Origin of the sequence: Pseudomonas sp. R3-56 (genome assembly GCF_051132075.1) — a bacterium.
In the GTDB taxonomy this organism is placed as follows: domain Bacteria; phylum Pseudomonadota; class Gammaproteobacteria; order Pseudomonadales; family Pseudomonadaceae; genus Aquipseudomonas.
The window spans coordinates 5,052,513-5,065,438 of sequence record NZ_CP071657.1 but is presented as its reverse complement, the minus strand read 5'-3'; the positions used below and the strand labels follow the sequence as shown (position 1 = coordinate 5,065,438).

The 12,926-nt window shown below is 62.4% G+C and carries 9 protein-coding genes; 4 read left to right on the top strand and 5 right to left on the bottom strand.

What is annotated here, in order from left to right:
• Positions 1–3: 3 nt before the first annotated feature.
• The 4 genes from J3P96_RS23030 to lpxC all read left to right on the top strand — a co-directional run bounded on the left by J3P96_RS23030 (position 4) and on the right by lpxC (position 4,460).
• Complete coding sequence (locus J3P96_RS23030; protein WP_434569734.1) at positions 4–870, top strand: cell division protein FtsQ/DivIB; 867 nt, start codon at positions 4–6, stop codon at positions 868–870.
• 15 nt (positions 871–885) lie between these two features.
• Entirely contained in the window at positions 886–2,145 is a 1,260-nt protein-coding gene (gene ftsA, locus J3P96_RS23025) for a cell division protein FtsA (protein ID WP_058542749.1), read from the top strand.
• A gap of 97 nt (positions 2,146–2,242) precedes the next feature.
• Positions 2,243–3,436, top strand: coding sequence for a cell division protein FtsZ (gene ftsZ / locus J3P96_RS23020; RefSeq protein ID WP_305496634.1), 1,194 nt, complete (start codon positions 2,243–2,245; stop codon positions 3,434–3,436).
• A gap of 112 nt (positions 3,437–3,548) precedes the next feature.
• Positions 3,549–4,460 (top strand): UDP-3-O-acyl-N-acetylglucosamine deacetylase, encoded by a 912-nt coding sequence (gene lpxC / locus J3P96_RS23015; protein ID WP_030139673.1) that lies wholly within the window; start codon positions 3,549–3,551, stop codon positions 4,458–4,460.
• Positions 4,461–4,690: 230 nt separating this feature from the next.
• Here lpxC and J3P96_RS23010 read toward each other — a convergent pair whose 3' ends face one another.
• From J3P96_RS23010 to J3P96_RS22990, 5 genes are all read right to left on the bottom strand, one after another.
• Entirely contained in the window at positions 4,691–6,175 is a 1,485-nt protein-coding gene (locus tag J3P96_RS23010; RefSeq protein ID WP_434658306.1) for a sensor domain-containing diguanylate cyclase, read from the bottom strand.
• Positions 6,176–6,403: 228 nt separating this feature from the next.
• Positions 6,404–7,768: a heavy metal sensor histidine kinase gene (locus tag J3P96_RS23005; RefSeq protein WP_434658303.1), complete on the bottom strand. Its 1,365-nt coding sequence runs from the start codon at positions 7,766–7,768 to the stop codon at positions 6,404–6,406.
• The gene (locus tag J3P96_RS23000) at positions 7,758–8,432 is read right to left on the bottom strand and encodes a heavy metal response regulator transcription factor (RefSeq protein WP_434653612.1); all 675 of its coding nucleotides are present in this window, start codon (positions 8,430–8,432) and stop codon (positions 7,758–7,760) included. The genes J3P96_RS23005 and J3P96_RS23000 overlap by 11 nt, the downstream gene beginning before the upstream one ends.
• 9 nt (positions 8,433–8,441) lie before the next feature.
• Positions 8,442–11,555: a multidrug efflux RND transporter permease subunit gene (locus J3P96_RS22995; RefSeq protein WP_434653611.1), complete on the bottom strand. Its 3,114-nt coding sequence runs from the start codon at positions 11,553–11,555 to the stop codon at positions 8,442–8,444.
• Positions 11,552–12,709, bottom strand: a complete 1,158-nt coding sequence (locus tag J3P96_RS22990; RefSeq protein ID WP_434653610.1) for an efflux RND transporter periplasmic adaptor subunit — start codon at positions 12,707–12,709, stop codon at positions 11,552–11,554. The genes J3P96_RS22995 and J3P96_RS22990 overlap by 4 nt, the downstream gene beginning before the upstream one ends.
• Positions 12,710–12,926: the final 217 nt, after the last annotated feature.

Genomic DNA, 12,926 nt, shown 5'->3' with positions numbered 1-12,926 from the left:
GCCATGCAAGGCGCATCGCTTCGTCATCAGCCATCCGCACCCGGTCGCAAGCCGGTGCCGCGGGGTGCCAGCCGAATGGTGGCCAAAGAGCCGATGTCGGCGCGCTTGCCGAAAGCCAATTTCGGCTTTCTCAAGAGCCTGTTCTGGCCGGTGATGCTGGTGGTATTGGGGTTCGGCACGTATGAAGGCGCGCAGCGGCTGCTGCCTTATGCCGATCGGCCAATCGCCCGGATCAACGTCCAGGGTGACCTGAGCTACATCAGCCAGCAGGCGGTGCAGCAGCGGATCGCTCCGTTCGTCGCGTCGAGCTTCTTCACCATCGACCTGGCGGGCATGCGCACCGAGCTGGAGCAGATGCCCTGGATCGCCCACGCCGAAGTGCGGCGGGTATGGCCGGACCAGGTGTCGATTCGTCTGGAAGAGCAGTTGCCGGTGGCCCGTTGGGGCGACGAGTCGCTGTTGAACAACCAGGGCCAGGCGTTTACGCCACGGGAACTGGCCAATTATGAACATTTGCCACAACTGTTCGGTCCACAGCGGGCCCAGCAGCAAGTGATGCAGCAATACCAGGTGTTGAGTCAGATGTTGCGGCCACTGGGCTTCTCCATCGCGCGCCTGGAATTGCGTGAGCGCGGCAGCTGGTTCCTGACCACTGGCGCGGGCAGCTCGGGGCCGGGCATCGAGCTGTTGCTCGGGCGCGGCAACCTGGTGGAAAAGATGCGCCGCTTCATTGCCATCTATGACAAGACGCTCAAAGAACAGATTACGAACATTGCGCGCATCGATCTGCGCTACGCCAACGGCCTCGCTGTTGGCTGGCGGGAACCTGTAGCGCCGACGACGGCCGAACCCGCCGTCGCGAAGAATTAAGAAGAGGCAGGACCCATGGCAAACGTGCAAAGCGGAAAAATGATCGTCGGTCTGGATATCGGCACTTCCAAGGTGGTAGCGCTGGTAGGCGAGGTCGCGGACGACGGCACGCTGGTCATCGTCGGGATCGGTACACACCCGTCCCGTGGCTTGAAGAAAGGCGTGGTGGTGAACATCGAGTCCACCGTCCAATCGATCCAGCGCGCCATCGAAGAAGCGCAGCTGATGGCCGGTTGCCGGATCCACTCGGCGTTCGTCGGTGTCGCGGGCAATCACATCCGCAGCCTGAACTCCCACGGCATCGTGGCGATTCGGGACCGTGAAGTCAGCTCCGCCGACCTTGAGCGCGTACTCGACGCGGCCCAGGCCGTGGCGATTCCGGCCGATCAGCGGGTGCTGCACACCCTGCCGCAGGATTACGTGATCGATAACCAGGAAGGCGTACGCGAGCCTCTGGGTATGTCCGGCGTACGCCTGGAAGCCAAGGTCCACGTGGTCACCTGCGCCGTGAACGCCGCGCAGAACATTGAGAAGTGCGTGCGTCGCTGCGGCCTGGAAATCGACGACATCATCCTTGAGCAACTGGCTTCGGCCTACTCGGTGCTGACCGACGACGAGAAAGAACTCGGCGTGTGCCTGGTCGACATCGGCGGCGGCACCACCGACATCGCGATCTTCACCGAAGGCGCCATCCGCCACACGGCAGTGATCCCGATTGCCGGCGACCAGGTGACCAACGACATCGCCATGGCGCTGCGCACCCCGACCCAGTACGCCGAGGAAATCAAGATCCGTTACGCCTGCGCCCTGGCCAAGCTGGCCGGTGCCGGTGAAACCATCAAGGTGCCGAGCGTCGGCGACCGTCCGCCGCGCGAATTGTCGCGCCAGGCCCTGGCCGAAGTGGTCGAGCCGCGCTACGACGAACTGTTCACGCTGATCCAGGCCGAACTGCGCCGCAGCGGCTACGAAGACCTGATCCCGGCCGGCATCGTGCTGACCGGCGGTACGTCGAAGATGGAAGGCGCGGTCGAGCTGGCCGAAGAGATTTTCCACATGCCGGTGCGCCTGGGCGTGCCCCATGGCGTCAAGGGCCTGGATGACGTGGTGCGCAACCCGATCTATTCGACTGGCGTGGGCCTGTTGATGTACGGCCTGCAAAAGCAATCCGACGGGATCTCGTTCTCGGGCATCGGCAGCCGTGACAGCTACAGCAGCGAAGAGCCCAAGGCACCGCTGTTCGAGCGGCTCCAGGCTTGGGTGAAGGGCAATTTCTAAACGATTTCAGATTCAGGCGTCGGGTTTCAGGCCCGGCGTTGCAAGACGGCAACAAACGCAGTAGGCGAAAAAACTAGAGAATGAAAGGAGAGGGAAAATGTTCGAACTCGTAGACAACATCCCCGCCAGCCCGGTTATCAAGGTAATCGGTGTCGGCGGTGGCGGCGGCAACGCTGTCAACCACATGGTCAAGAGCAACATCGAAGGCGTTGAGTTCATCTGCGCCAACACCGATGCTCAGGCGCTGAAAAACATCGGCGCGCGGACCATCCTCCAACTCGGTACCGGCGTGACCAAGGGCCTGGGTGCCGGCGCGAATCCCGAGGTTGGCCGTCAGGCTGCCCTGGAAGATCGCGAGCGCATCGCTGAAGTCCTGGCTGGCACCAACATGGTGTTCATCACCACTGGCATGGGCGGCGGTACCGGTACCGGTGCAGCGCCGATCATTGCCGAAGTCGCCAAGGAAATGGGCATCCTCACCGTTGCGGTGGTGACCCGTCCGTTCCCGTTCGAAGGCCGCAAGCGCATGCAGATCGCCGATGAAGGCATCCGCGCGCTGAGCGAAAGCGTCGACTCGTTGATCACCATCCCCAACGAGAAGCTGCTGACCATCCTCGGTAAGGACGCCAGCCTGCTGTCGGCTTTCGCCAAGGCCGATGACGTACTGGCCGGTGCCGTTCGCGGTATCTCCGACATCATCAAGCGTCCGGGCATGATCAACGTCGACTTTGCCGACGTACGCACCGTGATGTCCGAAATGGGCATGGCGATGATGGGCACCGGCTGCGCCAGCGGTCCGAACCGTGCACGCGAAGCCACCGAAGCGGCCATCCGCAACCCGCTGCTCGAAGATGTGAACCTGCAGGGCGCCCGCGGCATCCTGGTGAACATCACCGCCGGTCCGGACTTGTCCCTGGGCGAGTACTCCGACGTGGGTAGCATCATCGAGGCGTTCGCTTCCGACCACGCAATGGTCAAGGTCGGCACCGTGATCGATCCGGACATGCGTGACGAACTGCATGTGACCGTGGTTGCCACTGGCCTGGGCGCGAAAATCGAGAAACCGATGAAGGTGATCGACAACACCGTGCAGACCGCCATGGCTTCGCAGCCCCAGCAGCAAGCTGCCGCTCGTCAGGAAGCTCCCGCGGTGAACTACCGTGACCTGGACCGTCCGACCGTCATGCGCAACCAGGCCCAGGCCGGTGCTGCGACTGCCGCGAAGATGAATCCGCAAGACGATCTGGATTACCTGGACATCCCGGCATTCCTGCGTCGTCAGGCCGATTGATGGAATGTATCAGGGGTATACGGGTGATTGGTGTTCAGCAAAGGTCTGGTCTGCTATCATCGCCAGCCTTTGTTGATACCAGTTCGCAATTTGCGCTGAAGCGGCCCATGCCATGATTAAACAACGCACCCTGAAGAATATTATCCGTGCCACAGGTGTCGGCCTGCACTCCGGCGAGAAGGTCTATCTGACCCTCAAGCCCGCGCCTGTCGACACCGGCATTGTGTTTTGTCGTGCCGACCTCGACCCTGTGGTGCAGATTCCTGCTCGCGCGGAAAACGTTGGTGAAACCACTATGTCGACCACGCTGGTCAACGGTGACACCAAAGTGGACACGGTGGAGCATTTGCTCTCGGCCATGGCTGGCCTGGGCATCGATAACGCCTACGTCGAGCTCTCCGCGTCCGAAGTCCCGATCATGGATGGCAGCGCCGGACCTTTCGTATTCCTGATTCAATCGGCTGGCCTGGAAGAGCAGGACGCGGCCAAGAAGTTCATCCGCATCCTGCGGGAAGTGACAGTGGAAGACGGCGACAAGCGCGCCACTTTTGTCCCTTTCGAAGGTTTCAAGGTGAGCTTCGAGATCGATTTCGATCACCCGGTTTTCCGTGACCGCACCCAGAGTGCAAGCGTGGATTTTTCCAGCACTTCGTTCGTCAAAGAAGTCAGCCGCGCCCGTACCTTTGGTTTCATGAGTGATATCGAGTACCTGCGCAAGCACAACCTCGCACTCGGTGGCAGTGTGGAAAACGCGATCGTGGTCGATTCCGATGGCGTGTTGAACGAAGACGGCCTTCGTTATGAAGACGAATTCGTCAAACACAAGATCCTCGATGCAATCGGCGACCTCTACCTGCTGGGCAACAGCCTGATTGGTGAGTTCAAGGGCTTCAAGTCCGGCCACGCACTGAACAACCAGCTGCTGCGCAAGTTGATTGAGCAGAAAGACGCTTGGGAAGTCGTGACGTTCGAAGACGCCAGCACCGCACCAATCTCTTACATGCGCCCTGTAGCGGCCGTGTAAGCAAAAAACCTCTCTAGTTTTTTAAGGGCTGCCTTCGGGTGGCCTTTTTTTATGGCTGGGTTTTATGTCGGCTGCGAAAGGCTTTTGTGGCGAGGGAGCTTGCTCCCGCTGGACTGCGAAGCAGTCCTCAACCTGGTCTGCGGTGGATCAGGCGAGCGAGTCGCTATCTCTGGGGCCGCTTCGCGGCCCAGCGGGAGCAAGCTCCCTCGCCACAAAAGCAGGAGCAAGGCTTACATCGCACAAACAACTCGATTACGCCCGCTGGCCTTGGCCTGGTAGAGCGCCTTGTCGGCGGCGAGCAGCAACGCCTCAAGTTCGTTGTAAGGCCCGTTCGCCCACGTAGCGATGCCGATGCTGACGGTCATGGGGGCGTCGCCGGGCAGTTGCTCAACGGCTTCGCGAATGTTTTGCGCCATGGTGAACGCTCCTGCGGTCGTCGTCTCCGGCAGCACCACCGAGAACTCTTCACCGCCATAACGCGCCGCCAGGTCGGCCGGTCGGCGCACGTACCCGCCGATCAGTTGCGCCAGGGTTCGTAACGCCTCGTCACCGCGTTGGTGGCCCAGGCGATCATTGAGCGCCTTGAAGTGGTCGGCATCGATCATCAGGATCGACAACGGTTGACCGGAGCGCTGGGCGCGCAGCCACTCCAGTTGCAGCGTCTGGTCCAGCGTCCGGCGGTTGGCCAGGCCTGTCAGCGGGTCGACGGATGCCAGCAGGGCCAGTTCCCGTTCAGCGGTGTGCCGGCGTCTCAATTCCCGACGCAGCAGCCAGGTGAGCCAGAGCAAGCTGAAGCACAGCGCGCCCGTGGCGCCACTGACCAGCAGCGCCGTGCGTTGCCATGACGCGAAAACTTCTTGGGAAGAAAGCGCGACCACGACGATCAGCGGCAGATTACCTACCTGGGAAAAGGTGTACAGCCGCTGCTTCTGATCTACGCTGGACACGCTGGTAAAACTGCCATCGCCTTCGCGCAGGATCCGCACGAAGTTCGGTCGGCTGCTGAAATCCTTGCCGATCATGTCTTCGGCCAAAGGCGGCTCCTGAGCCAACAGGATCCCGTCGCGGCTGACCAGGTTGACCGTGCCGCCATGGCCGATGTTCAAGCTCTTGAAGAGCTGGCTGAAGTAGCCCAGGCGCATTGCAGCCTCGGCCACGCCCATGAACTCGCCCCGGTCGTCGTTCAAGCGGTAGCTGAAGCTGATGCGCCAGTCATGCGGACTGCTCCGGGCCCGGAACGGACGGCTGATCTTCATGCCCGGGCCCGGATCCTGCAGATGGGACTGGAAATATTCCCGATCGGCGTAATTGCCCTTGCGCGGTTCGACCGAAGCGGAATCGGCGACCACGTCGCCGCGCTTGTCGAGCAGCAATATGTCGCCTTTGTAAGGGGCTGCGGTGGCGCGGTCGAACAGCGCGAGGTGGCGGATCGTTGGCGAAACGTCCTGGAGATCCTGGCGTTTCGCTGCGGCAATCAGGCCTTGCAGCGAAAGATCGTAGAGTTCGACATTGCGCAGTACGTCGGCGTCGATCAACTGCACAATGTTGCTCGCCGCGCGCGTCGCTGCCTGCTGCGCGCTGGCGTGTTCACGGATCAGCAGGAACGTCACGATAGCTACGATGGCGATGACAACCAGCGAGCTGGCCAAAACGAGTACCCGTTCCGAACGTATCGAAAGCGGGATGTTGCCGGGTGTTGCACTGCTCGTGTTCATGATTCCGATCTGTATTGTCATGTGGCTGGGATCCTTCCCATAGGCTGCTCATCTTTAATAGCGGATGACTGGCATCAGACAATGCTGGCCTTTTGCAAGATTGTGCTTGTGACACTGGAATTGAGCAATCCACATCGTGGCTTATTGCATGGACATCGAGGTTGGATGGACTGCCGCCTTCGCGAGCAGGCTCGCTCCCCCAGTGTTGTCCTTGGGCGGGCTTGCTCCTCAGGCCGGCAAGCGGATCCCGAAGGTATTGGCACCACGGTCGCTGCGCACGAATACATCGCCGCCGTGCATGAGTGCAATCGCCTTGACGATGGCCAGGCCCAGGCCGTGGTTGGCGCCACTGTTGCTGCGGGAGACGTCGACCCGGTAGAAGCGCTCGAACAGGCGCGGCAGGTGTTCGCCAGCGATAGGCTCGCCGGGATTGGTGACGCCCAGGATGACCTGGTCGCCGGTGGCTTCGATGTTCACGTCGATCACTTGGCCGGGCGCGGTGTGCTGGACGGCGTTGCTCAGCAGATTGATCAAGGCCCGGCGCAGGTGGGCGATCTCGATACTGGCCTGGGCATCGCCGCTGACGCGAACCTGGACCTGGGCGTCTTCGAGGATGAAGTCCAGATAATCGAGGGTGGTCGCCACCTCATCGGCCAGGGACGTCGTGGTCAGCTTGGTGGCCTTGCTGCCCTGGTCGGCGCTGGCCAGGAACAACATGTCGTTGATGATCGAGCGCAGTCGCTCCAGCTCTTCGAGGTTCGATTGCAGCACTTCGAAGTAATGCTCTGCCGAGCGCCCGCGGGTCAACGCCACCTGGGTCTGGCCGATCAGGTTGGTCAGCGGCGAGCGCAGTTCATGGGCCACGTCGGCATTGAATGACTCCAGCCTCGAATACGCCTGCTCGACGCGGTCCAGGGTTGCGTTGAAGGAACTGACGAACTGGTTGAGTTCCGGTGGCAGCGGTGATAATTGCAAGCGCCCGGTGAGCCGGGGCGGGGCCAGGCGCCGGGCTTCGTCCGATAACTTGATGAGTGGCTTGAGACCGATGCGCGCCACCCAGTAGCCCAGCAACGAGGCCAGCAGCACGCCGACGATCGCCAGGCTCACCAGCGCGACTAGCAAACGATGCTGAGTCTGGTAGAAGGTCTCGGTGTCGATACCGATCATGAACCGTAGCGGCGGTCGCTGGTCCTTGGCCGGGAACTGGCTCACCAGCACTTTCATCGGGTAATGCTGCGTCGCCAGCTTCAGGTCACGTTTGCCCAATGGACCTGCGGCGAAGGCACGGATCTGTGCATCGGGGTTACCGTATTCAAAGCGCGGGTCATCGCTGACGATCCAGAAGTGGATGCGTTTATCCTCCTCGCCGAGCAAGCGCAGCTTGTTGTTGATCTTGACCCAGTGCTCCGGCGTGCCATAGCGGCCGACGGTGGACTCCAGCACGCTGTAGCGGGCATCGAGCTCCGCCTCTGGCAACAGGCCGAGACCTTTTTCGACCTGCTGGTACAAGCCGCCGCCAATCAGCAGGAACACCAGCGCCGCCACCAGCGTGAACATGCCGCTCAGGCGCAGGGCGATGCTGTTACTCACCACGATTCTCCAACACATAACCCATCCCTCGAATGGTGTGCAGAAGCTTGTGCTCGAAAGGCCCGTCGAGCTTGGCCCGCAGGCGTTTGATCGCCACTTCGACGACGTTGGCGTCGCTGTCGAAATTGATGTCCCAGACCATTTCGGCAATCGCGGTTTTCGAAAGAATTTCGCCTTGGCGGCGAGCCAGGACGCTGAGCAGTGAAAATTCCTTGGCGGTCAGGTCCAGGCGCTGCCCGGCGCGACTGGCCTTGCGGCTGATTAGGTCGATCCACAGGTCGGCGATGCTCACCTGCACCGGTTCATGGCCGCTGCTGCGGCGGGTCAAGGCTTGCAGGCGGGCCACCAGCTCCAGGAACGAAAACGGCTTGCCCAGATAATCGTCGGCGCCATCGCGCAGGCCCTTGATGCGATCTTCGACCCGTTCGCGGGCGGTGAGCATGATGACCGGCGTCTGCTTGCGGGCGCGCAGGGACCGCAGCACGCCAAAGCCGTCGAGGCCCGGCAGCATGACGTCGAGCACGATCACCGCATAATCGCTTTCCAGGGCCAGGTGCAGCCCTTCAACGCCGTCCCCTGCCACATCCACGATGTAACCCTGTTCGGTCAGGCCGCGGTGCAGGTAGTCGGCGGTTTTTTCTTCGTCTTCGATGATCAGAACGCGCATGGCCCGGCCTCAGTCTGCATTTGCCAGCGCCGCCGTCGGCGCAGAACCGGGTCGAGGCGCGGGCCGATGGAACAATCGCTCCAGCCACAAGTATATGACCGGCGTGGTGAACAGCGTCAGTGCCTGGCTCACCAGCAGGCCACCGACCACCGCGATGCCCAAGGGTTGGCGCAACTCCGCGCCGGGGCCGTAGCCGAGCATCAGTGGCAGGGCGCCGAGCAGGGCGGCCAGGGTCGTCATCATGATCGGACGGAACCTCGTCAGGCAGGCCTGGAAAATCGCCTCCTGCGGCGTCATCCCGCCGTTGCGCTGGGCATCGAGGGCGAAGTCGATCATCAGGATGCCGTTCTTCTTGACGATGCCGATCAGCAGCACCAGGCCGATCAGCGCCATGATCGAGAAGTCCTGGCCCAACAGCCAGAGCATGATCAACGCGCCGAGGCCGGCCGAGGGCAACGTGGAAATGATCGTCAACGGATGGACGAAACTCTCGTAGAGCACGCCGAGGATGATGTACACCGCCACCAACGCGGCGAGGATCAGCCACGGCTGGCTTTTCAGCGAGCTCTGGAACGCCTGGGCCGCGCCCTGGAAGCTGCCGGTGATGGCGGCGGGCATGCCGATCTCGTTCTTGGCCTGGTCGAGCAGGCGCACCGCATCCCCCAGCGCCACGCCCGGCGCGAGGTTGAACGACAGGTTGGCGGCCGGGAACATGCCGTCGTGGGCAATCGACAGCGGGCCGTTGGTCGGTGCGTCGAAGCGGGCGAGGGCCGAGAGCGGGACCATTTCCCCGCTCAGCGGCGAGCGCAGATAGAAATACGCCAGGCTTTCGGCCTTGCCGCGTTGCTGGGTGTCGAGTTCCAGGATGACGTTGTACTGGTTGGTCTCGGTCTGGAATTCATTGATCTGCCGCTGGCCGAAAGCGTCGTAGAGCGCCTGGTCGACATCGCTGGCGGTGAGGCCGAAACGCGCCGCCGCGCTGCGGTCGATGTTGATGTGGGTGATGCTGCCGCCCAGTTGCAAGTCGTTGGAAATGTCGCGGAATGCCGGAATGCTGCGCAGCTTGTCGGTGAGTTTCTGCGTCCAGGCGTTGAGGGTCGGCCCGTCGTTGCTCTTGAGCACGTATTGATACTGGGCGCGGCTCGGGCCGGAGCTGAGGTTGATGTCCTGTCCGGCCCGCAGGTACAGCACAACGCCGGGAATCTTCAGCAACTTGGGGCGGATCCGGTCGATGAAGCCGCTGGCCGATACATCGCGCTCGCCCCGAGGCTTGAGGGCGATCCAGAAGCGGCCGTTGGCGATGGTCTGGTTGTTGCCCGAGACGCCGACGGAGTGCGAGAAGGTCTGCACTGCCGGGTCGGCGGCGACGATCTCGGCCAGGGCCTTGTGCTTGGCCACCATGTCCGGGAACGAGATGTCGGCCGCCGCTTCGCTGGTGCCCAGCACCAGGCCGGTGTCCTGGACCGGGAAGAAGCCCTTGGGGATGAACACGTAGCCCACCACCGCGAGGGCGAGGGTCAGGCCGAACACGCCGATCATCAGTTTCTGGTGGGCCAGGGCCCGGCGCAGGCCGCGTTCGTACCAGCCGAGCAGGCGCTCGCCGAAACCCGGCCTGGCATGGGCGTGATGTTTCGGGGCGCGCATGAACAAGGCAGCCAGGGTCGGCGCCAGGGTCAGGGACACCACGACGGAAATCAGGATGGTCGAAGTGGCGGTCAGGGCAAATTCCTTGAACAGCCGCCCGACCACGCCGCCCATGAACAGCAGCGGAATGAACGCCGCCACCAGCGAGAAGCTGATGGACACCACCGTGAAGCCGATTTCCCCGGCGCCCTTGATCGCCGCCTCGCGCATGCCATCGCCGGCTTCCAGGTGCCGGTGGATGTTCTCCACCACCACGATCGCGTCGTCCACCACGAATCCCACCGAGATGACGATCGCCACCAGGGTCAGGTTGTTGAGGCTGAAACCCATCACATACATCAGGGCGAAACTGGCGGTCAGCGACACCCCGAGTACTGCCGAGACGATCAATGTCGCCGAGAGCTGGCGCAGGAACAGCGCCATCACCGCCACCACCAGCAGCACCGCGATCAGCAGGGTGATTTCCACTTCATGCAGCGAAGCGCGAATGGTCTGGGTGCGATCGATCATCACCTTGACCTGTATGGCGGCCGGCAGCATGGCTTCCAGGGTTGGCAGCGCCGCCTGGATGCGGTCGACCGTCTCGACGATGTTCGCCCCCGGCTGGCGGAAGATCACCAGGTTGACGCCGGGCTGATCATCGGACCAGGCCTGCACGTAGGCGTTTTCCGAACCGTTGACGACTTCGGCGATGTCCTTGAGATGGACCGGTGCGCCGTCCCGGTAGGAAACGATCAGCTCGCCGTATTCCTCCGGCTTGAACAGCTGGTCGTTGGTGGACAAGGTGGAAATACTCGACTCGCCATACAGCGCGCCCTTGGCCAGGTTGAGGCTGGCCTGCTGCAAGGACTGGCGAATATCGGCGAGGGTCAGGCCGATGGCGGCAAGCCGGTCGGCCGAGGCCTGGACCCGGATCGCCGGCCGCTGCTGGCCGGTGATATAGATCTGTCCAACACCGTCGATCTGGCTGATCTGCCGGGCGAGCAGCGTCTCGACGTAATCACTCAGTTCGGTGCCTGGCATCAGGTCGGAGCTGATGCTGAGAATCAGCACCGGGCTGTCGGCCGGGTTGACCTTGCGCCAGGTCGGCAGGTTCGGCATGTCATTGGGCAGCTTGCCGGCGGCGGTGTTGATCGCCGCCTGCACTTCCTGGGCGGCGGTGTCGATGCTCTTGTCGAGACTGAATTGCAGGGTCAGGTTGGTCGAGCCCAACGCACTGCTTGAGGTCATCTGGGTAATGCCGGGGATGGCGCTGAATTGCACCTCCAGTGGGGTCGCCACGGACGATGCCATGGTTTCGGGACTGGCGCCGGGCAGTTGGGCGTTGACCTGGATGGTCGGGAATTCCGCCTCGGGCAAAGGCGCGACGGGCAGGCGGGGAAAGGCGATCAACCCTAGCAACACCAGGGCGAACGTCAGCAGCACCGTGGCGATGGGGTGGTCGATGCACCACGCCGATATCGAGCCGCGGCCCTTCATGGCTGCGCCTGCCCGGTCTTGGCGAGGGCAGGCGGATCGCTGAGCACCTGGACACTGGCGCCGGGCTTGAGGCGTGACTGGCCGTCACTCACCAACTGATCGCCGGCGTTCACGCCTTTGATGATGTGCCTGTCGCTGTCCTGGTAAACCATTTGCACCGGCACGCTTTCGACCTTGTCACCTTTGACCCGATAGACGAAATGTTGCTCCAGCCCGCGTTGGACCACGGTGGGCGGCACTACCAGGGCACCCTTGTCGATAGCGGTCTGGATTTTCAGCGTCACCAGTTGCCCCGGCCACAGCCGTTGCGCGGCGTTATTAAATTCGGCCTTGGCCCGCAGGGTTCCGGTGTTGGTGTTGATCTGGTTGTCGATGAGGCTGAGCCGTCCCTCGCCGAGCAATTCCCCGGTCACGCCGTCAGCCCCGATGTAGGCCTTGACCAAGGCCTGGTCCGGGGCGGCGATCAATCGCTGCAGGGTCGGCAGCATTTGCTGGGGCAAGGAAAACTCCACGGCGATCGGGTCGATCTGGGTCACCGTGAACAGGCCTTCGGTGTCGCTGGTGCGCAGGAAGTTGCCTTCATCCACATTGCGAATGCCGACGCGACCGCTCACCGGTGAGCGGATCTGCGTGTAGGACAGCTGCACCTGCGCCGAATCGATGGCCGCCTGGTTGCCCTGGGCAGTGGCCTTGAGCTGGTTGACCAGCGCCTGTTGCTGGTCGTAGGTCTGCTTCGATACGCCGTCATCGACGCTCAGCAGCTTGTAGCGCTTGAGGTTGACCTGGGCCACGGCCAGTTGCGCCTGGCTCTCGCTGAGCTGGGCGCGGGCCTGGTCGAGGCTGGCGCGGATCGAACGATCATCGATGGTCGCCAGCAGGTCCCCCTTCTTGACCAGTTGCCCTTCCTTGACCAGCAGCCTGGTGAGGATGCCGTCGATCTGCGGACGGATCACCACGCTGTGCAGCGACAGTACCGTGCCGATGCCACTGGCGAAGCGCGGCACATCCTGCTCGACAACGCTTATCACCTTCACTGGCACGGCGGTGGAAGCACTGGGTTTGCTGACGACGGGCTTCATGATGAACCAGAGGGCGAGGGCGGCCAGGGCGATCAGTAACGCGACGAGCAGGACGGTTTTTTTCTGGATAGGCATGAACGTGAAACGCCGGTTCGGGACGGAGGAATTCCTGGCTTTCTTATATAGCGTTGTGAGCCCGTCAGGAAGGTGACGGCTAGCTGTCAGGGCTGTCAGTTTTATCTTGGTTTCCCGTCAGACGGAACTTAGCCATTGAATCTACCCCGTGCACCGCGATTTTGCGCAGGTATACTGCTGCGTTTCGCGGCTCACTTACCGAGCCCGGCATACCCGC

Coding starts and splice junctions, on each gene's coding strand:
- J3P96_RS23030 (WP_434569734.1), top strand. CDS start 4: ATGCAAGGCGCATCGCTTCGTCATCAGCCATCCGCACCCGGTCGCAAG.
- ftsA (WP_058542749.1), top strand. CDS start 886: ATGGCAAACGTGCAAAGCGGAAAAATGATCGTCGGTCTGGATATCGGC.
- ftsZ (WP_305496634.1), top strand. CDS start 2,243: ATGTTCGAACTCGTAGACAACATCCCCGCCAGCCCGGTTATCAAGGTA.
- lpxC (WP_030139673.1), top strand. CDS start 3,549: ATGATTAAACAACGCACCCTGAAGAATATTATCCGTGCCACAGGTGTC.
- J3P96_RS23010 (WP_434658306.1), bottom strand. CDS start 6,175: ATGAACACGAGCAGTGCAACACCCGGCAACATCCCGCTTTCGATACGT.
- J3P96_RS23000 (WP_434653612.1), bottom strand. CDS start 8,432: ATGCGCGTTCTGATCATCGAAGACGAAGAAAAAACCGCCGACTACCTG.
- J3P96_RS22995 (WP_434653611.1), bottom strand. CDS start 11,555: ATGAAGGGCCGCGGCTCGATATCGGCGTGGTGCATCGACCACCCCATC.
- J3P96_RS22990 (WP_434653610.1), bottom strand. CDS start 12,709: ATGCCTATCCAGAAAAAAACCGTCCTGCTCGTCGCGTTACTGATCGCC.